The organism is Rhodococcoides corynebacterioides NBRC 14404, assembly GCF_001894765.1.
Classification (GTDB): Bacteria; Actinomycetota; Actinomycetes; order Mycobacteriales; family Mycobacteriaceae; genus Rhodococcoides; species Rhodococcoides corynebacterioides.
In genome coordinates, this window is record NZ_BCWV01000007.1 from 141,280 (window position 1) to 165,991 (window position 24,712).

Genomic DNA, 24,712 nt, shown 5'->3' on the forward strand with positions numbered 1-24,712 from the left:
GGAAGAATGGGACGAAAGACCCCCGATGCTCAGGAGGAATGCGTTCATGGCCAAGGTCAGCGCCAGCACGTCCCACACCGTCGCCGCGACCCCGGAGCAGGTGCTGGCGGCACTGTCGGACTACCAGACCGTGCGCCCGCGGATCCTGCCCGAACAGTACCGGGACTTCACCGTCGTCGAGGGCGGTCAGGGCGACGGCACCGTGGCCACCTGGACGCTGCAGGCCACGAAGAAGCGCGCGCGCGACGTCCGCGCCACCGTCCGCGTCGCGGGCGACACGATCACCGAGACGGACGCCAACTCCTCGATGGTCACCACCTACCGTGTGACGCCGGCCGGACAGGGCAGCGAGGTCACCACGACCACCGAATGGACGGGTGCCGGCGGCATCGGCGGGTTCTTCGAGAAGACGTTCGCCCCGCTCGGCCTGAAGAAGATCCAGGCGCAGGTCCTCGAGAACCTCTCCCGCCAGGTCGGGTGAGCGAGTCCGGTCCCGAGCGGACGCCCGACGGCCACTTCGTGGTGATCGACGGGCGTCGCTGGCGGGCGACCGACCCGGCGATACCGGAGGACCGCCAGGCCGAACTGCGGTCCATCCTCATGGCGTGGCGACGCGACGTGCGCCGCACCGGTGGCGCCCCGGAATCCCGCGCGGGCGTGCAGGCGGCCAAGGTTGCGCTCGGCGAGCGCGGCACCCCGTGGTGGGAGCAGAGCGACGACGATCGCCGACGACGCTGGGAGGCCCGGGTCCCACGGCCGGGCGATGTCGGTGCGGACGACTAGGCTGGACTCACGTTTTCCCCCTCCGAGAGGACACCGACGGTGCAACCCGGCGATCAGCCCGACATGTCCCAGCTGCTCCAGCAGGCGCAGCAGATGCAGCAGCAACTGATGGCCGCGCAGGCCGAGATCGCCGCGACGGAGGTCACCGGCAGCGCGGGCAACGGGCTCGTCGTCGCCACGGTCACCGGGAGCGGCGAGGTCACGGGCATCACCATCGATCCCAAGGTGGTCGACCCCGAGGATGTCGAGACGCTGCAGGACCTGATCGTCGGCGCCCTGGCCGATGCCTCGCGCGCGGCCGGCGAGGTGGCCTCGCAGAAGCTCGGGCCGCTGGCCGGGCTGGGTGGCGGCGGCATGCCGGGTCTGCCCGGCTTCTAGGTCGCACGGGGTGTACGAAGGACCGGTCCAGGATCTGATCGACGAGTTGGGCAAGCTGCCCGGCGTCGGTCCGAAGAGCGCGCAGCGCATCGCGTTTCATCTCCTCGGTGTCGAGGCGCCGGACATCGACCGGTTGCAGAACGCGCTCGCCCGCATCCGTGACGGGGTGCAGTTCTGCACGATCTGCGGGACCGTCTCGGACAAGGAATTATGTCGGATCTGCGCCGATTCGCGGCGTGACCGCTCGATCATCTGCGTGGTGGAGGAGCCGAAAGACGTTCAGGCCGTGGAGCGAACCCGCGAGTTCAAGGGTCGCTACCACGTGCTCGGGGGCGCCCTGGACCCCCTCAGCGGCGTCGGTCCGGATCAACTGCGGGTCCGAGAGTTGTTGACGCGCATCGGCACTCAGGAGGACGGGGTCGACGTCACCGAGGTCATCATCGCGACCGACCCCAACACCGAGGGCGAGGCGACCGCGACGTACCTCCTCCGCATGCTGCGCGACTTCCCCGGCCTGTCGGTGACTCGGCTCGCGTCGGGGCTGCCCATGGGCGGCGATCTCGAGTTCGCCGACGAGCTCACTCTGGGTCGTGCGGTGGCGGGCCGCCGCGTGATGGGGTAGTCCCTACCGACGCAATCGGTACAGACGCTCGGGTCGTCCCACGCTGCCGTAATCCAGCGACACGAGCACCTTGTCGATGTCGGACAGGTACTCCAGGTAGCGACGCGCGCTGGACCGGGACATGCCGGTGCGGTCGGCCATCGCACTGGCCGACACCGCGCGCCCGGGGTCGTCGCTCTCCACCTCGCGGAGCTGCTGCTCGACGGTGGCGAGCGTCTCGGTGCTCAGTCCCTTCGGCAGCCGGGACGGCGAGCCGCGGAGGCCGAACGCCTTGTCCACCGCGTCCTGCTCCGCCTCCTGCGCAGCCGCCAGCGCCTCGCGGGTGTGCCGATAGTGGTCCAGCCGCTCCTGCAGTGCGGCGAACTTGAACGGCTTGATCAGGTAGTGCACCGCACCCGAGCGCAGGGCCCGCTGCACGGATTCGGCCTCGCGCTCGCTGGTGATCACCAGAACGTCCAGGTCGGGAATGATCTCGCGGAACGGTGCGATCAGGTCGAGGCCCGTCACCCCCGGCAGGTGCACGTCGAGCAACACCAGGTCGGGCCGGGCGGACTCCACCTTCTCCAGCGCTTCCTGCGCCGTGTGGGCGACGCCGCAGACCTCGAACCCGGGCACCTTGCCCACGAAACCGGTGTGGACGCGGGCGACCATGAAGTCGTCGTCGACCACCAGGACCTTCAGCACGTCATCGTTCCTTCCCCGCGCTCGCCGCCTCGTGTGCACGGGACGGGACGTCGAGCGTCGCGACGAACACCGTCCACCGGTCATTCTCCGCCCCGTCGGTGACGGTGGTGCGCACCTGCACCTCACCGCCGCCGCGTCGGCACACCACCCGAACCAGGGCGAGGCCGAAGCCGTGTCCGTCCGTCGACGTCCCCTTGGTGCTCCAGCCCTGGTCGAAGACGCGGTCCACGTCGGCGTCGGCGATCCCGGGACCGTTGTCGGCCACCGTCACCGTCACGCGGTCGGTCTCGTCCTGCGCGATGGTCACCCGCACCGTCGCATGCGGCGTCCCGTGCTCGAGGAGAGCATCGACCGCGTTGTCGACGAGGTTGCCCACCACCGTGCACAGGTCACGCGAGGCGTCGTCGTCGGCGCGCCGCAGGGACGAGTCCTCGGTGAGTTCGACCGACACCGAGCGCGCGGCCGCCGCACCGATCTTGGCGATGAGCAGCGCCGCGACCCCCAGATCGGCGACGCGGTCGGTGACGGCCGAGGTGAGCCGCTCACGGTGCTCGGTGATCCCGTCGACGTACCGCTCCACCTCGTCGTACTCACCGAGCTGGACCAATCCGGAGATGGTGTGGAGCTGGTTGTCGAACTCGTGGATGTGCTCGCGCAGCGCCGTCGAACTGGTGCGGCTGATGTCGAGCTTGCTCTCGACCTCGCTGAGCTCGGTGCGATCGCGGAACGTCGTCACGGTGGCGACGATGCGGCCGGACTCCTCGATGGGAACGGTGTTGAAGACGAGGATGCGATCGCCGGTCAGGACCAGCTGGTCACCGTCGTCGCTGGGGTAACGGAGCACGCGTTCGAGGCGATCGTCGAGGCCGAGGGCGTCGACCTGCTTGCCCACGCTGTCGGCCCCGAGGCCCAGCATGTCGTGGGCGCTGCGGCTGAGCAGGAGCACCGTGCCCTTCGGGTCCAGCGCGACGACGGCCTCCTTGAGACCTTCGAGCATCGCCTGGCGTTGACGGACCAGGTCCACGATCTCGCCGGCTTCGAGGCCCATCGTCTGCCGTTTGACGCGGCGCGCCAGCAGGAGCGAGCCCACACCACCGAGCAGCGTCGCCACGGCCAGATAGATCACCAGGTCCGGCGTCGATTGCGCGAGCCTCGACCACACCGACGGGTACTCACGGCCCACGATCGCGACCCCGACGATGCCTCCGTCGGGACCGAGCACCGGCACCTGCGACTGCACCGATCTCCCCGGCTCGAGTGCCGTGTTCTCGCTCGTCTCGGCCAGCCCCGTCCAACTGCGCCCGACGCGCGCCCCCGCGCCCTCGTCGGCCGAGGTCTCCCCGATCCGCGTGGGATCGGTCGCGGCGACGATGCGGCCGTCGGTGTCCGTGAGCTGCGCGTAGTCGAGGCCGGACACCGCGCGCACCGAGTCCAGGGCCCCCTGCAGTCCCGAGCGGATGCGCGGCTGGGCGCTCGGAAGCAACTGTCGCACCGTGGGGTTGGCGGCCAGATTCTCCGCCGCCGACTGCACCCGCAGTCCCTGCTCACGCTGGAACGTCGCCGACGACTGCGCCAGCGACAGCGCACCCACCACCACGAGCACCGCCACCACGATCAGGAGTTGGAGCGCGAGGAGTTGGGCCGACAGGGTCCGTCTGACCCGCAGCCGTCGACTCACGACCTGCACCGTACCGCCGACGCGTCGGCGAGACGTTCCGATCGGGAGGGCCGAAAGGAGCGGACGCAGCGCGCAGAATGAACACAACGCGAACTGTGCACCAAAGGGTGACCACAGTCACAAGCTGCGTCAGAGTGAGACTCGTGACCGACATCCGACGTGTTCGCCGCGGCATCCTCGTGATGCTCACGGCGCTGACCCTCGCGCTCTCCGCGTGCGGTGGGTCGGTCACGTCGATGGTGACCGGTGCGCCCCAACCCGGGCTGCGCATCATCGCCCCGTCGGTCGCCGGGGGCGGTTACGACCTGACCGCCCGCAGCGTGTCCCGAGCCTGGGCGGCCCGGGGCGTCGCGGTCGACGACGTCCTGGTGCTGCCCGGCTCGGGCGGCGTGGTCGGTCTCGGCCGGCTCGCCGCGGAACGCGGAAACGAACGCCTGCTGCTGATGATGGGCCTCGGCCTGGTGGGCGCGTTGGCGACCATTCCGTCCGAGTACACGCTCGACGACGTGACGCCGATCGCCCGCCTGGTCACCGAGCCCGAAGTGGTGTTGGTGCCGGCGGCCTCGCCGCTGCGCACTCTCGACGACCTGGTGACTCGGTGGCGGGCCGGTGACGACCTGCGGTTCGGCGGCGGGTCGGCCACCGGTGGGCCCGACGGGTTGTTCCGGACGCGGCTGGCGCGCGCGGTCGGCGTCGATCCCGACGCCACCGGCTACCGGGTCTTCGATGGCGGCGGTGAGCTTCTCCCCGCGCTGCTGACCGGCGAGGTGGACGTGGCCACCACCGGCGTCAGCGAATACCTGGACCAGCTCGCGTCGGGCACCGTCCGTGCCCTGGCCGTCAGCTCCGACGACGCCGTGGCGGGGGTCGACGCTCCCACCCTGCGCGAGGAGGGCGTCGACCTGGTCTTCGACAACTGGCGGGGCCTGATGGCGCCGCCGGGCCTGCCGCCGGACCGGGTGGAGACCCTGATCCGGCAGGTCGGGGAGCTGGTCGCCTCGGACGACTGGGCCCGGCTCACCGAACGGAACGGATGGCACGACGCCCTCCTGACCGGTGACGACTTCCGCGCGTTCCTGCGCGACCAGGCGGACATGGTCGCCGCCACGCTCGACCCCGCGGCCTGACCGCGTTCTCCGATTCCGTCCTGCTGTCTTCTTCGCTGCCCAGCCCTGCCCGACCCCGAACGAGGAGTACCCCATGTTGGTGATACTCGGCTTCCTGATGGTGGCCGCCTTCATGTTCCTGATCCTGACCAAACGTGCGACCCCCGTGGTCGCCCTGATCCTGGTGCCCGTCATCTTCGGCCTCTTCGCCGGCGCGGGCCTGGGCATCGGGGACATGATCACCGACGGCATCAAGTCGTTGGCCCCCACCGCAGCCCTGCTGTTCTTCGCGATCATCTTCTTCGGCATCATGATCGACGTCGGCCTGTTCGACCCGCTGGTGCGCGGAATCCTGCGCCTGGTGCGCAACGACCCCATGAAGCTCGTCGTCGGCACCGCCGTGCTGGCCATGGTGGTCTCGCTCGACGGCGACGGCTCGACGACGTTCATCATCGTCACGTCCGCGCTGCTGCCGCTCTACCTGAAACTCGGTGTCTCCCCGGTCATCCTGACCGTCGTGGCCGGTCTGGCCAACGGCACCATGAACATCATCCCGTGGGGTGGCCCGACGGTGCGTGCGGCGTCCGCGCTCGGCATCTCGCCGTCCGAGGTCTTCGTCCCGATGGTGCCGTCGCTGATCGCCGGCCTGGTGATCGTCCTGCTGTTCTCGATCCACCTCGGTCTGATGGAGCGTCGTCGTCTCGGCTCGCTGGTGTTCGACCAGGAGATGGTCTCCGTCGGTGGCGGGGGCGACACCGGACGTCCCGCTCGTCGTACCGGTGGCGGTGCGGGTGGCGACTCCGACGGTGGCGCCGGCCAGTTCATCGACGGGCTCGACCCGCAGCGCGACACCCTGCGCCCGAAGCTGTTGTGGTTCAACGCGGCTCTGACCGTCGCGCTTCTCGTCGTCCTGGTCATGGACATCCTGCCCATCCCGGTGCTGTTCATGATCGCCGCGTCCATCGCGCTGACGGTCAACTTCCCCAAGGTCAAGGAGCAGGGCGAGGCCATCGCTCGGCACTCCGCCTCGATCGTCTCCGTCGTCGCCATGGTGCTCGCCGCGGCGGTCCTGACCGGTGTGTTCTCCGGCACCGGCATGGTCGAGGCCATGGCCGAGTGGCTGCTCGGCGTCATCCCGAGCTCGATGGGTCCGTTCCTCGCCGTCATCACCGGTGTCCTGTCGATCCCGTTGACGTTCTTCATGACCAACGACGCCTTCTACTTCGGCATCCTCCCGGTCCTCACCGAGACCGCCGCGCAGTACGGCATCGAGCCCGTCGAGATGGCACGGGCCTCGATCACCGGTCAGCCCGTCCACCTGCAGAGCCCGCTGGTCCCGGCCATCCTCCTGCTGGTCACCCTCGCCGGTGTCTCGCTGGCCGATCACCACAAGAAGGTGCTCTGGCGCGCGACCGTCGTCTCGCTGGCGATGTTGGCCGTCGGTGTGCTCCTCGGCCAGATCCCCATGGGCTGACCCCGACCGTCGAGAGGAGAACACGTCATGAGTGTCGCCGTCGTGCACAACACCGCTGTGGAAGGACGTCGTGCCCTGGCCTCGGGCCTGACACAGGCCCGCGTGCTCGGAACCGACCTGGTTGTCCTGCACGCTTTCTCGGGATCCCCGGACCCGGCGTCGGAGGCCAAGGAATCGGCCGCGGTCCGCGATGCAGTGGTCGCCGGCCTCGCGGAGATCGGTGAACCAGACGCGGCGTGGACGCTGCTGGCGGGCCAGCCGGATCCGGACGCCGTCAGCACCCTCCTGGGTCTGGTCGAGGACGCGAAAGCCGAACTGCTGGTGGTGGGTTCGCGCCACCGCTCCGCCGTCGGCAAGTTCCTCATGGGCCAGTCGGTCCAGCGACTGTTGCTCGAGACCTCGATTCCGGTGCTGCTGGTCAAGTGACCCGCGTGCGTACCGTCGCCGTGAGCGCCGCCCGATGGGTGGCGCTCACGGTCGTGTCCGTGGTCGGGTGGGTCGCGCTCGACGCCGCAGGACTGACGGCGCCGTCGCTGTTCGCAGCGCTGGTGATCGCGGTGGTGTTCGCGCTCACCGGACTGGGACCTGCGCGGGTGCCGCGGCTCGGATCGATGGCGGCGCAGGGCACGCTCGCGGTGACCATCGGGCTCATGATCGATCCCGACACGCTGGGTGCGTTGGGCGACAACGTGATTCCTGCGGTGCTCGTGGGAGTCGCGACGCTCGTGATCAGTGCGGGCGCCGGGGCCCTCCTCGCGCTGCACCGCGAGGTGACCGCCGCGACGGGGATGCTGTCGCTCATCGCGGGCGGCGCCACCGGCCTCGTCGCCGCGGCTCGGGAACTCGGCGGTGACGAGCGGGTCGTCGCCGTGGTGCAGTACCTGCGGGTCGCGCTCGTGGTGGTCACGATGCCGCTGGTGGTGACCTTCGCGTTCCACGCCGACACCGGGGCGGTGGCGGCTCCGGACGCGGGTGGTCGGTCGTTGCCGTGGTGGGTGGCACTCGGCTTCGTCGCCGGGGCGGTCGTGGTGGGCATCGTCGCGGGTCGGCTCCTGCGGCTGCCCGCGCCGGCCACCCTCGGTCCGTTGCTGGTCTCCGGGGCGTGCGGCCTGTCGGGGTGGCCCGGCGACCTGGACGTTCCCGCGGCGGTGCTGCCGGTGGCGTTCCTCGTCATCGGATGGCAGGCGGGGCTCGCCTTCACCCTGCCGAGCCTGCGGCTGATCGGCCGCCTGTTCCCCTACGCCGTGGCCCTCGTGGTCGGAGTCGGGGTGGTCTGCGCGCTGTTCGGGTGGCTGCTCGCGGAGTCGACCGGGACCTCGATGCTCACCGGCTACCTCGCCACCACGCCCGGCGGACTGGCCGCGGTCCTCGCCGTCTCCGCCTCGACGGGGTCGGACGTCACCTTCGTCGCGTGCGTGCAGCTGATCCGGCTGGTGCTCATGCTGATCGCCGCGCCCGTCATCGCCTCGCTCCTCACCCGCCGAGCCGCGCGGCGGACGGACACCGTCGGGGTCTGAGCGCCGGGCGCGAGTTTTCGCACATCATCGGGGGAGATCCTGCGAATCCGCGGATTCGGGGCGGATCGTGTGGCAGAACTCGCCTGACTCAGCGGCGCAGGCGTTCCGTCCGCAACTGCTCGACATCGGGGAGGTGCAGCGGCTCCAGGGTCCGACCCAGCGCCGTCTCGAGCAGGTGGTCCGCCAGTTCGGGGTTCCGCGCGAGGGCCGGACCGTGCATGTAGGTGCCGATGACGGAGCCCTGCACCACGCCCTCGGTCCCGTCACCGACACCGTTGCCCACCCCACGCTCGACGCGAGCGAAGGGAGCGGCGTCGGAGCCGAGAGTGGTTCCGCCGCGGTGGTTCTCGAAGCCGGTGAGAGTCTGGCTCAGTGCCGGTGTCGCGGGCCGGGTGACCACCTCGCCGATGGCGCGTTCGGTACGCGGCGCGGTGGTGAGGTCGAGCATGCCGACCCCGTCCACGCGCTCTCCGGAACTGGTCTCGTACCAGTGGCCCAGCACCTGGATGGCGGCGCAGATGGCGAGCACGGGGGCGCCACGCTCGGCGGCACGCTGGAGGCCGGGGTATCGGGTCAGGTGCCGTGTCGCGAGCCGCTGCGCCGAGTCCTCGGCGCCGCCCAGGACGTAGACGTCGAGGGACTCCGGGACCGGGTCGTTCAGCGTGATGGAGACGATCTCGGCGTCCTGCCCTCGCATCCGCAGGCGTTGCCGCAGCACGAGGGCGTTGCCGCCGTCACCGTAGGTGCCCATGACGTCGGGCAGGACCAGGCCGATGCGGACGGTGTCAGGCACCGGGAGCCTCCTTGGCGGTCTCGCGGGCCAGTGCTCGACCCAGGTCGCGGAACGCGGTGTAGTTCGCCAACACCTCGACCCGTCCGGGTGGGCAGGATCGGATGGCGCGCAACGGATCCGCGACGACCTCGTGCTCGGCGGCGGCGTAGGTGAGGCGGACCCCGAGGTCGGTCGCCCGCTCGCCCGACGCGACGACGCGGGTGTTCTCGAAGTGCTCGAAGCGCACGTCCCACAGCCAGGACAGGTCCTCACCGTCGGGGACCTGACCGTTGACGGCGATGACCAGACCGTCGGCTTCGGGGTCGATCATCGACAGTGCTTCCTGCCACCCGGCAGGGTTCTTGGCCAACAGCATTCGGACGGAGTGCGGGCCGTACTGCACCGTGCCGTAGCGGCCGGCGACCTCCCCGACCGTCGACACCGCGGCGACCGCGTCCTCGGCGCGCGCACCCATCGCGACGGCGGCCGCGACGGCCTGCGCGGCGTTGCCGCGGTTGGCTCGGCCCGGCAACGCGAGAGACATCGGCAGCACGAGACCGTCGGGGCCGTACAGGTTCTCGTCGTCCAACCACCACGACGGCTCCGGCCGGGCGAACTCGCGCCCGTCCGCCAGGGGGGCGGTGCTGCGCCAGCGGGGCCCGTCCCACACGATGGGCTCACCGGTGCGCGGGCAGCTGACGGAGTCGCTCACCCAGCCCGCGCCCGCGGCCACCCACACCACGTTCGGGGCGTCGAACGCCGCCGAGGTCACGAGGACGTCGTCGCAGTTGGCGACGACGATCGTGTCGGGGTGACGGGCCAGGCCCGCCCGCAGCTTCCGCTCGATCATGTTGATCTCGCCCACGCGGTCCAGCTGGTCGCGGCTGAGGTTGAGAAGCACGACCACCTCGGGGTTCACCGCGTCGGACACGTGCGGGACGTGCAGCTCGTCGACCTCGAGGGCCGCCAACGGGGCGGCTCGGCGGGCCGTCAGTGCCGCGACGATGCCGGCGTCCATGTTCGCGCCGTCGGCCTGCGTGGCCACCTCGCCGAGGGTGCCGAGGGCGGCGGCCGTCATGCGGGTGGTCGTGGACTTCCCGTTGGTGCCGGTGATCACGGCGGTGCGGCGGCCGCGGCCGAGACGCGTCATCAGCGCGGGGTCGATCTTGAGTGCGACGAGACCGCCGATCATCGAACCCTGACCGCGACCGGCCTTGCGGGAGGCCCAGGCGGTGGCCGAAGCGGCTCCCAGGGCGATCCTGCCCCGCAGGCCGATCGAGCCGCGGGGGGCGGCGGCGCGCCGGGACGAAGTGCTGTCGACCATGGTGTCCGATCCTCCCACACCCCGGCCGTGTCGCTCGGGCGGCGGACGGCCGGGGTGACGGGGGTGACAGGCGACGCCTCAGAGCGCGAAGTGACAGGCCGAGACGGTGCCGTTCGCGCGGGGGAGCAGCGGAGGCTGCTCGGTCCGACAGACGGGCTGCGCCAGCGGGCACCGGCTCGAGAAGGCGCACCCGGCGGGCGGGTGTGCAGGATCGGGAACATCGCCCTCGAGAATCGTCTTGGGTCGCGCACGCTGGATCGCGGGGTCGGGGACCGGGATCGCCGACAGCAACGCTCGGGTGTACGGGTGCGTCGGACGCTCGTACACCTCCTCGGCGGTGCCGATCTCCACGATGCGGCCGAGGTACATCACCGCGATCCGGTCGCTCACGTGCCGCACGACGCTGAGGTTGTGGGAGATGAAGAGACACGTCAGATCGAATTCCTCGGACAGATGCACCAGGAGGTTGATGACCTCGGACTGCGTCGAGACGTCCAGCGCCGAGACCGCCTCGTCGGCCACGATGACCTTGGGGTCGAGCGCGAGTGCGCGGGCGATGGCCACACGCTGTCGCTGACCGCCGGACATCTCACCCGGATAGCGGTGCGCGAACTCGGTCCGCAGCCCCACCTTGGTCAGCAGCGTGGCGACGCGGGCCTCGGCGTCGTGACGCGACGTGCGTTCGAAGATGCGCATCGGTTCGGCGATCGCGTGTCCGACGGTCTTGGTCGGGTCGAGCGAGGCGTACGGGTCCTGGAAGATCATCTGCAGATCGCGCCGTCGGCGGCGCAGCGCGCGACGGGACAGCGTCATCAGGTTCTCGCCCTGGAAGACCACCTCACCCTTCTCCGGGGTGTCCAGCCCGAGGATGCAGCGACCGAGGGTCGATTTGCCCGAGCCGGATTCGCCCACGATGCCGAGGGTCTCGCCGGAGCGCAGCGTGAGGTCGACGTCGCGCACCGCGCGGACCTGTTCGCGCGGCCGACCCAGCAGATCGCGAGATCGCACGAAGGATTTCTCGAGGTCTCTGACCTCGAGGAGGACGGAGGAGTCCGCGGTGACGGTCATGGTCGAGCCTCCGTGCTGTCGGTGCTGGTCGTGGTCGGGTCGACGGCCTCGGTCGAATCCGTGGGCTCGAGTGGCTCCGCGCGGCGCGCGGGTACCGCCCGCGCGGGCAGCGGCGGAAGCAGGTTCGTCAGCTCGCCCCCGACCACCCGGACGCAGCGGGTACTGCGGTCGCCGCCCATCGGGACGAGAGGCGGATGGTCGCCGTCGCAGACGCCGGCGCGAGCATGGGTGCATCGCGGAGCGAATCGGCAACCGACGGGCATCTGCTCCGGCCGCGGCACCATGCCCGGGATGGCCACCAGATCGTCGCCCGGCGCGATGCGCTGGGGCAGTGACGCCAGCAGCCCGGAGGTGTACGGGTGCAGCGGGTTCGCGAAGAGCGGTTCGACGGGGCCCGTCTCGACGGGCTCGCCCGCGTACATCACCGTGACGTCGTCGCAGAAGTCCGCGACGACACCCAGATCGTGGGTCACCAGCAGCACGGCGGTGCCGAGCTCGGATCGCAGGCGTCGGAGCAGGGCGAGGATGCCGGCCTGCACGGTGACGTCGAGGGCGGTGGTCGGCTCGTCGGCGATGAGCAGCTTCGGTTCGCATGCGATCGACATCGCGATCATGGCGCGTTGGCGCATGCCGCCGCTGAAGCTGTGCGGGTAGTCCTTGGCGCGTCGTGCGGCGGCGGGGATGCCGACGAGATCGAGAACCTCGACGGCGCGGGCCCATGCACGCTTGCGGGTGGTGCCGCGATGGATTCGCACGGTTTCGGCGATCTGCTCGCCGACGGTGAAGACCGGGTTCAGGCTGGTCATCGGCTCCTGGAAGATCATGGCGATCTCCCGTCCGCGGATGCGCTGCATCTGTCGCTCGGACTTGCCCAGCAGGTCGTCGCCGCCGAACTCGATCGTCCCTGCCGCGACGCGACTGTTGTGCTTCGGAAGCAGTCCGAGCACGGACAGTGCGGTGACCGTCTTGCCGGATCCGGATTCGCCGACCAGGGCGCGGGTGCCGCCGGGGGCGAGGTCGAGGTGAGCGTCGGTGACCACCGGGGTCCAGCCGGCCTCGGTGCGGAATTCGACCCGCAGTCCGTCGATGGCGAGGAGTGAATCGCCCGTCCCGAGGGAGCGGGGGGCGTCGTCGAGCAGCGTCACGACTTTCTCCTTTCCTGACCGACGGCGTCACGGATGCCGTCGCCGAGCATGTTGAGCGAGAGGATGGTCAACACGATCGCGATGCCGGGAGGGACGACCATCCACGGACTCTGGAACCGGTTGTCGAACGCGCTGCGCAGCATCGAACCCCAACTCGCCGTGGGAGGTTGGACGCCGAGGCCCAGGAAGCTCAGGCCGGCCTCGGCCAGCAGAGCGAGTGACATCATCAGGGTCACCTGCACGAGCAGCGGGGACCGGACGTTGGGCAGGACGTGGGTGAGAACCGTGCGGGCGGTGGAACATCCGACCACCTTGCTCGCCTCGATATAGGTTTCCTCGCGCACGTTGATCGTGGACCCCCGCACCACTCGGAACAGGCGGGGTGCCGACGCCGCACCGACGGCCAGCATGGCGTTGACCAGTCCGGGACCGAAGATCGCGATGATGGCGAGGGCGAGAACGAGGGCGGGCAGAGCGATCAGTGCGTCGGCGACACGCCCTGCGATCCAGTCGAATCGGCCACCGAGGTACCCCGCGAGCAGGCCGAGCGGAAGTCCGGTGACGACGGCGAAACCGACGGCGATGAGCGGGGCGACCAAGGAGATCTGGGTCGCGTGGATCAGCCGACTGAGGGTGTCGCGGCCGAGTTGGTCGGTACCGAGGAGGTGCCCGTCCGAGAACAGCGGCAGGAAGGCGGACGCCAGCTTCTGATGCGCCGGATCGTACGGCGCGATCCAGGGCGCCGCCGCCGCCACGACGACGAGGAAGCCGAGGAAGATCAGGCACACCTTGTTGGTCCGCGACGACCACACCCGGCGGGCGAAGGCGCGTCCCGGTGACGGTGTGGTGCGGCGGCCGGTGGGCCGTGGCGGCGACGCGACGCGTGGTCGCACCGTGTCGAGCGGTGACGCTACTTGTCTGATGGTCATGCTTGCCGCGCTTTCGGGTTGAAGTAGGCGTACGACACGTCCACGAGGAGGTTGACGATCAGGACGAACAGCGTGATGACCACCACGAAGGCCTGGATCACCGGAAAGTCGCGCTCGAGAATGGCTTTGAGCGCGACGGACCCGAGGCCGGGCATGCCGAACACCTGCTCGACGATCACGGCGCCGCCGATGAGCGCGGCGGTCTGGAGGCCGAAGACCGTGACGACGGGGACGGCGGCGTTCTTGGTCGTGTGCTTCATGACGACCTTCCACCGGGGCAGTCCCTTGGCGGTGGCGGTGCGGATGTAATCCCGTTCGAGGACGTCGACCACCCCGGCTCGGGCCTGCCGGGCGATCTCGGCCGCCGTCACCGTGCCGAGCGCGAAGGCCGGCAGCGCGAGGTGCGAGAACCAGGACACGACGCCCTCGCCGAGCGGGGAGTAGCCGGTGGCGGGGAACAACCGGAACTGCAGCGAGAACAGTGTCACCAGGATCATGCCGAGCCAGAAGCTGGGCATGGAGATGCCGAGGGTGGTGAGGCCCGTCAGGGTCCGGTCGATCCACGTGCCACGGCGCAGGCCGGCGAGGACCCCGGCGACGACGCCGACCACGAGCGACCACGACAGCGCGACGAACGCGAGGGAGAGCGTGACGGGCAGTGCCTCGAGGATGGCGTCGATGTTGCGGTGGCTGCTGAGCAACGACGTGCCGAAGTCGCCGGTCGCGAGACTGCCGACCCAGGACAGGTACTGGACGACGATGTTGCGGTCGAGGCCCAGTTGCGCTCGGGTGGCGGCCACCTGGTCCGCCGAGGCGTTGTCTCCGGCGGCGACGACCGCGGCGTCGCCGGGGATGAGGTGAATCATCGAGAAGCTGAGAACCGTCACGATGAGCAGGACGGGGACGGCGGCGAGAATCCTTTTCAGGACGAAGATCAGCACGGGAACGTCACCTCGGTGGTCGGGGGTCGGGTGGTCATCGGCTGACGTCCATGGTGCGAAGCCCGGTGCCGCCGGTCTTGTAGAACTCGTAGTTGCCGACGTTGCCCTGGCTGGCCACGGACGTCACCGAGTGGCACAGCACGATCTGGGCGGGCCCCATGTCGAAGGCCTCGGCGAGCAGGTCCTCGTAGGCGCGGGCGCGCTCGGCGACGTCGGTGCTGCGCGCCGTCGTGTCGAGCAGGGCGGGCATGCGGTCGGTGGTGAGGCCGCCGGGATTGTCTCCGCCGGTGGGGAGGTAGGCGGCCCGGGCGTAGAGGCCGGGGTCGGTTCCGCCGCCGAACTGGCCCACCAGGGCATCGGCCTCGCCGGAGACGAAGCGGGCGCGTGACTGCGTCGCGTCCATGACCTCGATCTTCATGTCGATGCCGATGTCGGCGAGGTTCTGCTGCACCACCTGGGCGTTGTTCTGGTAGATCGACAGGCTGGGGACGGCTGCGGTGAAGGTGAATCCGTTCGACAGGCCGGCGTCCTCGAGCAGCGCGCGGGCACGGTCGGGGTCGTGGTCGGCCCAGCCGGAGTCGTCGAGCGCGTCGCTGTGTGCGAAGTAGCCCTCGGGGTAGGGCTGCGCCCCGGGTATGCAGTCCCCGGAGTAGAGGACGCGGGAGATCGCCTCGCGGTCGATCGCGAGGTTCATCGCCTGCCGGACGCGCTTGTCGCCGAATTCGCTGCGGGCGGAGTTCAGCGAGATACGGGCCATGCTGGTGCTGGCGCCCGTCGCGGTGAAGACCTGCAGTCCACCGGCTCGCGCCTCTTCTTTCTGCGGGCCCACGACGCCGGTCATGGTGGATTCGCCGGCGCGCAGCGAATTCATTCTGGTCGCGGTGTCGAGCTGGATGAGAAAGGTCAGCTTCGCGAATCGGTAGGCGTCGTCGTCCCAGTAGTCGGGGCGTCGATCGAAGTGATAGGCGGTGCCCGGAATGCTGCTGGTCATCACGAATGCACCCGCGCCGACGGGATTCTGATCCAGGTCCGCATTGTTCAGTGCCGCGGGGGAGACCATCATGCCCGGCCGTGAGGCGAGCAGTGTCGGCAATGCGCCGCCGGGTCCGACCAGATCGAATCGCACTCGACGCTCGTCGAGAACGGCCACCGATCCGATGGTCCGATCGACCTGACTGCGAATGGTCGACTTCGGGTCGGTGAGGATGCGGTCCATGTTCGCCTTGACCGCCGCCGCGTCGACGGGAGTTCCGTCGGAGAACGTGGCCCCGTCCCGCATGGTCAGGGTGAAGGTGCCGGCCTCGTCGTCGAGCTCCCAGGACTCCGCGAGCATCGGGATGGGGTTGCCGTCGGTGTCGACGTCGGTGAGGCGGTCGTAGATCACCTGCAGCAGCGGAAGGTCGTTCTCCGTCACGCCGCGGTGCGGATCCATGCTGCTCGGCACGACGATCTGGGCGTAGACGACGGACGCGTCGCGGTCGAGAGCGGCCGGGTCGAAGGTGCGCTGGTCGATGTCCGCGCACGAGGCGGCGAGTACGGAGACGGTCAGCAACGTCAGGACTCGTTTCAGAGCCGATCGTCGCGTCATCGGGTTCTCCCTCCAACAAGCGTTCGAGTGGTGTGGGGGCTGTCGTCGCCGTGAGTCGAAAAGCCTGTGGGAGTGCGGAACCGAGTCCTGCACCACCGGTGGAGTGATCTGCGTCTCAGTGCGATTTCTAGAAGAATGTTCTAAAACGACACGGGTGTCAAGCGATGCCGAGGACCCGGCCGGCGGGGGTTGACAAACCGCACCGGCTGCCGCACGCTGCCCTAGATCGCAGTTCTAGAATCCCGTTCTGGATCGGCTCCGGCGCCGCCACGACCTCGCGTTCCGGCCCGGCCGACCCGTACGCCCCACCCGGAAGGCAGCACGCGACATGGTCGATTTCGCACTGAACGAAGAAGAAGAATTGATGCGCAAGTCCGTCCGCGCATTCCTCGAGAAGGAAGTCATCCCGCTCGAGTCCGAGGTGCTGCGCAACGAACGCGAGGGCCGGCCCGGTCTCGAGGATTCGGTGGTGAAGGAATTGCGCGCGAAGGCGCGGAAATCCGGATTCTGGGGAATCAACACTCCGGAGGAATACGGCGGTGCGGAACTCGGCCCCGTGATGAGCGCGATCATCGCCGCCGAGGCCGGCCGCACGTTCGTCCCGTTCTCCTTCGGCGGGTCGGCCGACAACATCCTCTACGGCGCGAACGACGACCAGAAGCAGCGTTACCTGATTCCCACCATCGAGGGCGAGCGTCGATCCTGCTTCGCGATCACCGAACCGGGTGCCGGCTCCGACGCGAGGAACATTCGGACCCGTGCCGTCAAGGACGGATCGGACTGGGTGATCAACGGCGAGAAGATCTTCATCACCGGCGGCAACGAGGCCGACTTCGTGATGGTCTTCGCCGTCACCGACCGGGACAAGGGTGCGGACGGCGGCGTGACCTGCTTCATCGTCGACCGCGACATGGGCTGGACGTCCACGCCGATTCCCACCATGGGGCAGTGGGGTCCGGCCGCTCTGTCCTTCGTCGACGTCCGGGTGCCGGAGTCGAACGTGCTCGGGGAAGTCGGCAAGGGTTTCGACCTCGCGATGTCCTGGATCGGGCAGGGTAGGTACATGATCCCGGCACGCGCGATCGGCTCGGCGGAACGCCTGCTGCAGATGGCCATCGAGCACTCGAAGAACCGGGTGTCGATGGGTCATCCGATCGCCGAGTACCAGGCCATTCAGTGGCAGATCGCCGACTCCCACGTCGAGATCGAATCCACGAAGCTGCTGACCCTGCGCGCCGCGTGGACGGTCGCGCAGGGGATGGACGCCCGGCACGTGTCGTCGGTGGCGAAGCTGCACGGGTCCATCACCGCGAACAACGTGGTCGATCGTGTCCTGCAGATCCACGGCGGCATGGGCTACACGAAGGAACTGCCCATCGAACGCTGGTACCGCGAGCTGCGCCTGCTGCGCATCTTCGAGGGAACCGACGAGATCCAGCGCCGCACGATCGCGCGCAACCTGATCAAGGGACACGTCAACACGGAAGGTTTCGGGCACTGAGGTGACGAATACGACGTTGACGACTTCGACGGCGACCGATCCGACTCCGGGCGACCTCGATCTCCGCGCGCTCTTCGAGCCTCGCTCGATCGCGCTGATCGGGGCGACAGACAAGTCGCCCTGGTCGCTCAACACCTTCCAGAACATCAGGGGGAGCAATTTCGGAGGGTCGCTCTACCTGGTCAACCGATCGACCGATGTCGTGCACGGCGAACGCACCTTCCGGTCGTTGAGCGAGCTGCCCGAGGTGGTGGACCTCGTCTTCGTCATGGTCCCCACGACCGCCGTCCTGCCGACCCTGCAGGAGGCCGTGTCCTGTGGGGTGCGGGCCGCGGTGATCCTCACGTCGGGCTTCGGCGAGACCGGCCCCGAGGGGAAGGCCATCGAGGACGAGATCGTGCGATTCTCTCGTAGTTCCGGCCTGACGGTGCTGGGCCCCAACGGCAACGGCTTCATCAACGCCTCCGCCGGCATCACTCCGTACGGACTACCGATCGGGCGACCCCTGATCACCGGTTCCGTGGGCTTCGTGCTGCAGAGCGGTGCCCTGGCCAGCTCGGTGCTGCAGTTCGCGCAATCGCGCAACGTCGGCGTCAGCTTCCTGACGGCGATGGGCAACGAGTCGATGATGTCGGTCACCGACGTCATGAACTACCTCGTCGACGACGACGCGACCTCGGTCATCGCGCTGTTCCTCGAATCCGTCCGCGACCCGGACGAATTCCGACGGGTCGCGCGGCGGGCGCTGGAGGCCGGCAAGCCGGTCGTCGCCCTGAAGATCGGGCGGAGCGCGCTCGGTGCCCGAGCGGCTCTGGCGCACACCGGAGCGCTCGTCGGCGACAACGCGGTCATCGACGCGGCCTTCGAACAGATGGGTGTCGTCCGGGTGCGGTCCCTCGAAGATCTGATTCTCACCGCCGGGCTGATGGCCGGTCTCGGCGGCGGACTTCCGGGCCCGCGCCTCGGCGTCGTGACGCCGTCGGGCGGCGCGTCGGAGATCATCGCCGACCGCGCCGAGGACGAGGGTCTCGTTCTGCCGACCTTCGGTGCGGACACCACGCGCGAGCTGCAGGCGATCGTGCCGGCGTTCGCGACCGTGCAGAACCCGCTCGACGTCACCGGCTACGTGGTGATCGACCGGACTCTCATGCGTCGGTCGCTCGAGGTCGTCGCCCGCGATCCCGAGGTGGACTTCGCGGTCCTGCTCTCGGAACTGCCGCGGGTTCCCGGCAACGATCCCGAGCTGACCGTGACCGCCTACGGCGACTCGGCGCGCAGCGTCCGCTCGACCGCCGTCCCGACGGTGGTGCTGAGCACCGTGCTCACCGACGTCACCGAGTACGGCCGAGAGGTCGCCCGGCGCACGAACTTCCCGCACGTCGTCGGCGGGATCGAGCACGGGATCTCGGCCATCGCCAATGCCGTTCGGTGGGAGGAGGTGCGCCGCCGCGCCGCGGGCGCGGACGATGCACCCGAGCCTCGGCCCAGCGTGTTCGACTCCGAACCCAGCGGCATGTGGACCGAGTACGACGCGGGTCGATTCCTCGCGTCGCACGGAGTTCCCGTCGTCCCCACCGAGCGGGTCACCACGGTGACGGAGGCCGTCGCGGCGGCCGACGCTCTCGGATACCCCGTGGTGGTCAAGGCCTCGGCGGACGGACTGGGCCACAAGAGCGACATCGGCGGCGTGAAGCTGAATCTGCGGACGCCGGAGGAGGTCTCGGAGGCAGCCCGGTCCGTGTTCGACGCCCTGTCCGAGCGCACCACGGCGCCCGTCGCGCTCCTGGTGCAGCCGCACCGCTCGCAGGATGGCCTCGAGATGCTGGTGGGCGTGGTGCGGGACCCCGTGTGGGGGTTGACGCTCGCCGTGGGTCTGGGCGGCGTCTGGGTCGAGATCCTCGACGACGCCGCGATCCGAGTTCTCCCCGTCGGTCGACGCGACATCGTGCGGGCGATCGAGAGCCTGCGCGGCACGGCGTTGTTGCGCGGTGCGCGCGGACGGGCCCCGGTCGACGTGGAGGCGCTCGCCCTCGTCGTCGAGCGCATCGCTGCGGTCGCCCACGGACTGGGTGACCGTCTGCAGGCCCTCGAGATCAATCCCCTGTCCGTGACGGGCGGCGAGTGCGAGGCACTCGACGCGCTCATCACCTGGACTCTGCCGAACCCCGGAACGGAGAACACGCTGTGAGTGGAGTGTGCGAAGGACGCGTCGTCGTCGTGACCGGCGCCGGCCGTGGCATCGGTCGCGGACACGCGCTCGAATTCGCCCGCGAGGGCGCGACGGTGATCGTGAACGACGTCGGCGCGGACGTGAACGGGTCCGGTACCGCCGCCGGGCCCGCCGGCGAGGTGGTGGACCTCATCCGGTCGATGGGCGGCACCGCGCGCGTCGACGGATCGGACGTGTCCGACGAGGACGGCGCACGCCGGTTGATCGAGAGCACGGTGGAGCAGTACGGCGAACTGCACGCGCTGGTGAACAACGCCGGAATCCTGCGGGATCGCATGCTGGTCAACATGTCCGCAGCCGAGTGGGATGACGTGATCCGAGTCCATCTGCGCGGGACGTTCCTCTGCCTGCACCACGCGGCCCGCCATTGGAAGGACCGGGCGAAGGCCGGTGCCGCGGTGGACGCCCGCGTCGTCAACACCACGTCGTCGTCGGGCATCTACGGCAACATCGGCCAGGGCAACTACGGCGCCGCCAAGGCCGGCATCGCGTCCCTGACGATCATCGCCGCGATGGAACTCGCGCGCTACGGCGTCACCGTCAACGCGGTCGCGCCGGCCGCCCTGACTCGCATGACCGAGAACCTTCCCGGTGCCTCGGCGCGAACGCCGCTGCCGGAGGGCGCGTTCGACGAGAGTGCGCCCGACAACATCGCGCCGCTCGTGGTCTGGCTGGCCTCTCCGGAGGCGGCGGGGGTGACGGGCCGGGTCTTCAACGTGCGCGGTGGTCGAATCAGCGTCGCGGAAGGGTGGCGCGCGGGCCCGACGGTCGACCGGGGCGGGCGGTGGAACCCGGGTGAGCTGGGGTCGGTCATCCCGGGCCTGGTGGCCGAGGCGGCACCGAACGCGGGCATGAACGGACTCGTCCCCGAGACGGTCGGACCATGAGTCTCGACACCGACCTGGTGGGGTCGCCCGGCCCCACCCGCCGACGTCGGTGGTCGTCGGCGGACGCGCTGCTGTACGCGGTCGGCGTCGGGGCAGGCCAGGACGCCGACCCGGCCGAGCTGCCCTACGTCACCGAGAACTCGGCCGGCATCGAGCAGAAGGTACTGCCGACCTACGGCGTCCTGGTCGGGCAGGGCGGACTCGGCCGCCCGATGGGATCCTTCGATCCCGCGATGCTCGTGCACGCGGAGCAATCGTTCGACCTGCACGCCCCCCTGCCCGTGGAGGGCGACGTCGAGGTCACGTCCACGGTGACCTCGATGGTGGACAAGGGGTCGGGTGCGCTGATCACCGTCGAGTCGTCGTCGCGTACGGCCGACGGCGTCCCGGTGGTCACGACCCGGTCCTCGATGTTCGTCCGGGGCGAGAGCGTGGCCGGGCGGGGTGCCGCGCCGCCGACCGCCGAGGCGTTGCCGACGACGTCACCCGACGCCGTCGTCACCTACCCGACCCGGCCGGAACAGGCTCTGCTGTACCGACTCTCGGGGGATCGGAACCCGTTGCACTCCGATCCGACGTTCGCCGCGAGGGCGGGATTCGATCGCCCGATCCTGCACGGGCTGTGCACCTACGGGATCACCGGACGGGCGCTGATCCGCACGGCCTGCGAATCCGACGGAGACCGCCTCACCTCGATGTCGGGACGCTTCACCCGTCCCGTCCGCCCCGGCCAGAGTCTCACCGTCGAGGTGTGGAACATGCCGGGCGGCATCCGATTCCGGACGTCGCTGGACGACGGGACCGTGGTCCTCGATCGTGGCAGCGCGGTGGTCGCATGACCGCCACCGTGGGGGACGGGACGGCGGCGGGTGGCTCCGCGGAGGCCCCGAGCGGCTCCACCGAGGCGTTCTTCGTCGGCGGCGACGGCCGGTACGAGCCCCGGCCGCACGCCCGCAGCCCCTGGTCGGAGAGCCTCGTCGCCGGCCGGCTCGTGTGCGGCGTGATGGCCAGGGAGGTCGAGAACGCCCTACCGGCCGAGGGATTCGTGCCCAGTCGGATGACCGTCGACCTGTTCCGCCCCATTCCGCTGCGGCCGATGACGATCGCGGCGCACACCGTGCGCGACGGTCGCCGCATCCGCGTGGTCGACGTCGACGCGTCGGTCGACGGGGTGGTGGTGGCACGGGCCTCGGTCCTGGCCCTGCGCTCCGGCGCCGCCGACGAGGAGGTGGCCTGGACCCACACCTCGCATCGGCCGCCGGACCCCGATCTGGTCGAACCGCCGGTGCGGACGGCGCCGCGTCACTTCGGGGAGGTCCGTCGAGTGACCGATCCGGACGACCGCCGCTTCGCCTGGTTCCGCGAGACGGCACCGATGGTGGAGAACTCCGCGGACAGTCCGTTCGAGGTGGCGGCCATGGCCGCGGACTGGGTCAGCCCCTTCACCAACATGGGTGCGACGCGCCTGCACTACATCAACGGCGACGTGACGCTGTATCTGTCGCGACTGCCGGTCGGACCGTGGATCGGGTTCGAGAACATCGACCGCGTCGTCACCGACGGAGTGGCCGTCTCCACCTGCGCCCTGCACGACGTCACGGGTCGGATCGGCAGCGCCTCCGCCGCGGCACTCCCGTACTGACCCACCTCACGCCCGGCGCCGTGTGCCCGGGCTCCGCCCTCGAAGAGAAGCGAGCGAGCATGACCAGCACGATCTCCACGGCCCGGACGACGGACGCGACCGGCACCCGGTCCCGTCGCCCGGTGCCCACTCCGACCCCCGACACCGAGTTCTACTGGACGGAGGCGGCCGCCGGCCGTCTCGTGGTCCGGCGGTGCCTCGACTGCGACGTCGCGTACTTCTACCCCCGCGACTTCTGCCCCGGTTGCCTGTCGACGAACGTCGACTGGATGCCGTGCTCGGGGCGGGCGACGTTGCACACCTTCGTGATCGAGCATCGGCCGGGCCCGGGCTACGAGGACGACGTGCCCTACGTGGTGGCCGTCGTGGACCTCGAGGAGGGACCCCGCATGATGACCAACATCGTGGGGGTCGATCCCGATCCGGACTCGCTCGAGCTCGACATGCCGTTGACGGTGGTCTTCGAACGACGGGGCGAGATCGCGGTCCCGATGTTCGAGCCGGCGACCGGAGCGGCGCGATGAGCGGCGGGGTGGTGATCGTGGGCGCGGCCGAGACCGACACCCTGGGGCGTCTCCCCGACCACTCGACGCTGATGTTGCACACCGAGGCTGCGCGGAACGCCATCGCGGACAGCGGGATCGATCCGAGGGACATCGACGGTATCGCCGGCGTCTCGGCGCCGGGGCCGCTGACGGTCGCCCACGCCCTGGGACTCGAGCCGCGGTGGATGGACACCACCAGCGTCGGCGGGACCTCGTTCCTGACCCACGTGCGGCACGCCGTCGCCGCACTCGAGGCCGGGCAGTGCTCGGTCGTGTTGATCACGCACGGTGAATCGGGCCGCTCCCGGGTCGGGGCGCCGCGGTACGCGCCGGACCCGGCGTCGCCGGTGGGGCAGTTCGAGGCACCGTACGGGGTGACGGGTCCGCCGAGCCGATTCACCCTCCCCTTCGCCCGGTTCATGAAGGACACGGGAACCGAACGGCGTCACCTGGCCGACGTGGCAGTGGCACAACGCAAGTGGGCGTCGATGAACCCGCGGGCGAAGTTCCGGGACCCGCTGACGGTGGACGACGTCGAGGCGTCGCCGTGGATCGCCTGGCCCTTCCACCTGCTCGAGTGCTGTCTGGTCACGGACGGGGGTGGCGCCCTGATCCTGACCACGGCCGATCGTGCCCGCGACCTCGACGTCGCGCCGGTGCGTGTCCTCGGCACCGGCGAGGGTTACGAGGGCCCCGGCATCTCGATGATGGAGGACATGACGTCGTTCAAGGGTTTCGCGCGATCCGGCGCGGCGGCGTTCGCCTCCGCGGGCCTGAGGCCGAAGGACATCGACCACGTCATGATCTACGACGCGTTCGCGCACCTGCCTCTCTACGGTCTCGAGGATCTGGGGTTCGTCGGACGAGGCGAGGCCGGCGAGTTCGTGCGTGAGGGTCACACGTCCCCCGGGGGCTCGCTCCCGGTCAACACCAACGGTGGTGGACTGTCCTACACCCACACCGGGATGTACGGGATGTTCGCCGTGATCGAGTCCGTCCGTCAGCTGCAGGGTCGGGCCGCCGCGCAGGTGTCGGATGTCCGAACCTCGCTCGTCCAGGGGAACGGAGGGATGTTCGCTGCAGGGGCGACCCTGGTGCTGGGCGCCGCCTGACCTGGTTGACGGACCCGAATTCTAGAATTACGCTTTGTCATCGGGTCGGAGAACCAGGGGGGAACCATGGCCGAGAAGCAGGCCGCGTCGTGGCAGTGGAGCAAGACCGGAGAGACGCAGCGTCGGCTGCTCGACGCCGCCCAGGACGTCTTCGCGGAATCCGGTTTCCTCAATGCGAACATCTCGGACATCGTCGAGCGCGCCGGATCCAGCACGGGCAGTCTCTACCACCATTTCGGTGGGAAGTCCGAGCTCTACACCGCCCTCTGGGACCGACACAACTCGGCGCACCTCGAGCAGGTTCGGGCGGCTGTGGCCGCCGAGCGTCGGGCCGGTACCGACGATCCTCTCGAGCTGTTCTGTGTCGGAGCCCGGGCATTCCTCGCCGGGAGCTGGCAGCGCCGTGACGTGGCCGCGGTGTTCCTGGACAACGACGGACCGCCCGGGTTCGAGCGTCGCCGGCGGGAAGGTCGGATCGAGTGGATCCGGCAGAACTCGGCGCTGCTCGGTCCCGCGGACACCAGCCGCAATCGCATCACGCTCGGCGTCCTCACGGACGTGATCGTCGAGTCGTCGCGAGAAGTGGTGGTGCACTGTCGCACCCGCAAGCAGGCCACGGTGGTGGCCGACTTCATGTGCGAGTTGATACGCAAGCTCTCGGTCTGACCGAGAGGAAGAAGGGCCGGTTCCCGTGACGGGAGCCGGCCCTTCTCGCGTGCGTGGACCGGCACGCGATCTCGAGATCTTCTGTGCGCCAACCGTCAATAGTCGAGTACGATTCTAGAA

The 24,712-nt window shown here is 69.7% G+C and carries 25 protein-coding genes; 16 read left to right on the top strand and 9 right to left on the bottom strand.

Translation table 11 applies throughout. The features are described 5' to 3' along the window. Positions 1-46: 46 nt before the first annotated feature. The 4 genes from RC2_RS16240 to recR are packed head-to-tail and all read left to right on the top strand — an operon-like array spanning position 47 to position 1,783. On the top strand, positions 47-481 hold the full coding sequence (locus tag RC2_RS16240) for an SRPBCC family protein (RefSeq protein WP_068146257.1): 435 nt from the start codon (positions 47-49) through the stop codon (positions 479-481). Further along, positions 478-783: a hypothetical protein gene (locus RC2_RS16245; RefSeq protein ID WP_068146259.1), complete on the top strand. Its 306-nt coding sequence runs from the start codon at positions 478-480 to the stop codon at positions 781-783. Before RC2_RS16240 ends, RC2_RS16245 begins: the two co-directional genes overlap by 4 nt. A 39-nt stretch (positions 784-822) precedes the next feature. After that, the gene (locus tag RC2_RS16250) at positions 823-1,161 is read left to right on the top strand and encodes a YbaB/EbfC family nucleoid-associated protein (protein WP_068104098.1); all 339 of its coding nucleotides are present in this window, start codon (positions 823-825) and stop codon (positions 1,159-1,161) included. Positions 1,162-1,171: 10 nt separating this feature from the next. Then, positions 1,172-1,783 carry a recombination mediator RecR gene (recR, locus tag RC2_RS16255; protein WP_068146261.1) on the top strand — a complete coding sequence of 204 codons (612 nt, stop codon included), beginning with the start codon at positions 1,172-1,174 and terminating at the stop codon, positions 1,781-1,783. Positions 1,784-1,786: 3 nt separating this feature from the next. Here the strand turns inward: recR and RC2_RS16260 are convergent, their stop codons facing one another. Both RC2_RS16260 and RC2_RS16265 read right to left on the bottom strand, forming a co-directional pair. Continuing rightward, the gene (locus RC2_RS16260; protein WP_068146264.1) at positions 1,787-2,467 is read right to left on the bottom strand and encodes a response regulator; all 681 of its coding nucleotides are present in this window, start codon (positions 2,465-2,467) and stop codon (positions 1,787-1,789) included. A 1-nt stretch (position 2,468) separates the two neighbouring features. Next, positions 2,469-4,145 (bottom strand): sensor histidine kinase, encoded by a 1,677-nt coding sequence (locus RC2_RS16265; RefSeq protein ID WP_245811154.1) that lies wholly within the window; start codon positions 4,143-4,145, stop codon positions 2,469-2,471. 143 nt (positions 4,146-4,288) lie between these two features. On the opposite strand from RC2_RS16265, the gene RC2_RS16270 reads away from it, so the two are divergent. The 4 genes from RC2_RS16270 to RC2_RS16285 all read left to right on the top strand — a co-directional run bounded on the left by RC2_RS16270 (position 4,289) and on the right by RC2_RS16285 (position 8,242). Beyond that, on the top strand, positions 4,289-5,272 hold the full coding sequence (locus tag RC2_RS16270; protein ID WP_245811155.1) for a Bug family tripartite tricarboxylate transporter substrate binding protein: 984 nt from the start codon (positions 4,289-4,291) through the stop codon (positions 5,270-5,272). 73 nt (positions 5,273-5,345) lie between these two features. Continuing rightward, entirely contained in the window at positions 5,346-6,725 is a 1,380-nt protein-coding gene (locus RC2_RS16275; RefSeq protein WP_068146266.1) for a CitMHS family transporter, read from the top strand. A 27-nt stretch (positions 6,726-6,752) separates the two neighbouring features. Beyond that, positions 6,753-7,151: a universal stress protein gene (locus RC2_RS16280; RefSeq protein ID WP_068146269.1), complete on the top strand. Its 399-nt coding sequence runs from the start codon at positions 6,753-6,755 to the stop codon at positions 7,149-7,151. A 5-nt stretch (positions 7,152-7,156) separates the two neighbouring features. Then, positions 7,157-8,242 carry an AbrB family transcriptional regulator gene (locus tag RC2_RS16285; protein WP_169818362.1) on the top strand — a complete coding sequence of 362 codons (1,086 nt, stop codon included), beginning with the start codon at positions 7,157-7,159 and terminating at the stop codon, positions 8,240-8,242. Between the two features lie 88 nt (positions 8,243-8,330). On the opposite strand, the gene RC2_RS16290 is transcribed toward RC2_RS16285, so the two are convergent. From RC2_RS16290 to RC2_RS16320, 7 genes are all read right to left on the bottom strand, one after another. Beyond that, positions 8,331-9,035, bottom strand: a complete 705-nt coding sequence (locus tag RC2_RS16290; protein WP_072681639.1) for a type 1 glutamine amidotransferase — start codon at positions 9,033-9,035, stop codon at positions 8,331-8,333. Next, positions 9,028-10,338 carry a Mur ligase family protein gene (locus RC2_RS16295; protein ID WP_068146309.1) on the bottom strand — a complete coding sequence of 437 codons (1,311 nt, stop codon included), beginning with the start codon at positions 10,336-10,338 and terminating at the stop codon, positions 9,028-9,030. The genes RC2_RS16290 and RC2_RS16295 overlap by 8 nt, the downstream gene beginning before the upstream one ends. Before the next feature lie 78 nt (positions 10,339-10,416). Beyond that, positions 10,417-11,406: an ABC transporter ATP-binding protein gene (locus tag RC2_RS16300; RefSeq protein ID WP_068146274.1), complete on the bottom strand. Its 990-nt coding sequence runs from the start codon at positions 11,404-11,406 to the stop codon at positions 10,417-10,419. Beyond that, positions 11,403-12,551 (bottom strand): ABC transporter ATP-binding protein, encoded by a 1,149-nt coding sequence (locus tag RC2_RS16305; RefSeq protein WP_245811156.1) that lies wholly within the window; start codon positions 12,549-12,551, stop codon positions 11,403-11,405. The genes RC2_RS16300 and RC2_RS16305 overlap by 4 nt, the downstream gene beginning before the upstream one ends. Then, positions 12,548-13,480 carry an ABC transporter permease gene (locus RC2_RS16310; protein WP_068146276.1) on the bottom strand — a complete coding sequence of 311 codons (933 nt, stop codon included), beginning with the start codon at positions 13,478-13,480 and terminating at the stop codon, positions 12,548-12,550. The genes RC2_RS16305 and RC2_RS16310 overlap by 4 nt, the downstream gene beginning before the upstream one ends. Then, positions 13,477-14,421, bottom strand: a complete 945-nt coding sequence (locus tag RC2_RS16315; protein ID WP_068146278.1) for an ABC transporter permease — start codon at positions 14,419-14,421, stop codon at positions 13,477-13,479. The genes RC2_RS16310 and RC2_RS16315 overlap by 4 nt, the downstream gene beginning before the upstream one ends. Positions 14,422-14,455: 34 nt before the next feature. Continuing rightward, positions 14,456-16,009, bottom strand: coding sequence for an ABC transporter substrate-binding protein (locus tag RC2_RS16320; protein ID WP_068146281.1), 1,554 nt, complete (start codon positions 16,007-16,009; stop codon positions 14,456-14,458). A 328-nt stretch (positions 16,010-16,337) separates the two neighbouring features. On the opposite strand from RC2_RS16320, the gene RC2_RS16325 reads away from it, so the two are divergent. The 8 genes from RC2_RS16325 (at position 16,338) to RC2_RS16360 (ending at position 24,592) form a co-directional block, all read left to right on the top strand. Further along, on the top strand, positions 16,338-17,510 hold the full coding sequence (locus RC2_RS16325) for an acyl-CoA dehydrogenase family protein (protein WP_068146284.1): 1,173 nt from the start codon (positions 16,338-16,340) through the stop codon (positions 17,508-17,510). A gap of 16 nt (positions 17,511-17,526) precedes the next feature. Further along, positions 17,527-19,698, top strand: a complete 2,172-nt coding sequence (locus RC2_RS16330; protein WP_068146314.1) for an acetate--CoA ligase family protein — start codon at positions 17,527-17,529, stop codon at positions 19,696-19,698. Further along, complete coding sequence (locus tag RC2_RS16335) at positions 19,695-20,627, top strand: SDR family oxidoreductase (RefSeq protein WP_068146287.1); 933 nt, start codon at positions 19,695-19,697, stop codon at positions 20,625-20,627. Before RC2_RS16330 ends, RC2_RS16335 begins: the two co-directional genes overlap by 4 nt. Continuing rightward, positions 20,624-21,466: a MaoC/PaaZ C-terminal domain-containing protein gene (locus tag RC2_RS16340; RefSeq protein WP_068146290.1), complete on the top strand. Its 843-nt coding sequence runs from the start codon at positions 20,624-20,626 to the stop codon at positions 21,464-21,466. The genes RC2_RS16335 and RC2_RS16340 overlap by 4 nt, the downstream gene beginning before the upstream one ends. After that, the gene (locus tag RC2_RS16345; RefSeq protein ID WP_083529700.1) at positions 21,463-22,269 is read left to right on the top strand and encodes an acyl-CoA thioesterase domain-containing protein; all 807 of its coding nucleotides are present in this window, start codon (positions 21,463-21,465) and stop codon (positions 22,267-22,269) included. The genes RC2_RS16340 and RC2_RS16345 overlap by 4 nt, the downstream gene beginning before the upstream one ends. A 59-nt stretch (positions 22,270-22,328) precedes the next feature. Then, complete coding sequence (locus RC2_RS16350) at positions 22,329-22,793, top strand: Zn-ribbon domain-containing OB-fold protein (protein WP_068148965.1); 465 nt, start codon at positions 22,329-22,331, stop codon at positions 22,791-22,793. Continuing rightward, entirely contained in the window at positions 22,790-23,926 is a 1,137-nt protein-coding gene (locus RC2_RS16355) for a thiolase C-terminal domain-containing protein (RefSeq protein WP_068148960.1), read from the top strand. The genes RC2_RS16350 and RC2_RS16355 overlap by 4 nt, the downstream gene beginning before the upstream one ends. Positions 23,927-23,992: 66 nt before the next feature. After that, the gene (locus tag RC2_RS16360; RefSeq protein WP_068148957.1) at positions 23,993-24,592 is read left to right on the top strand and encodes a TetR/AcrR family transcriptional regulator; all 600 of its coding nucleotides are present in this window, start codon (positions 23,993-23,995) and stop codon (positions 24,590-24,592) included. Positions 24,593-24,712: the final 120 nt, after the last annotated feature.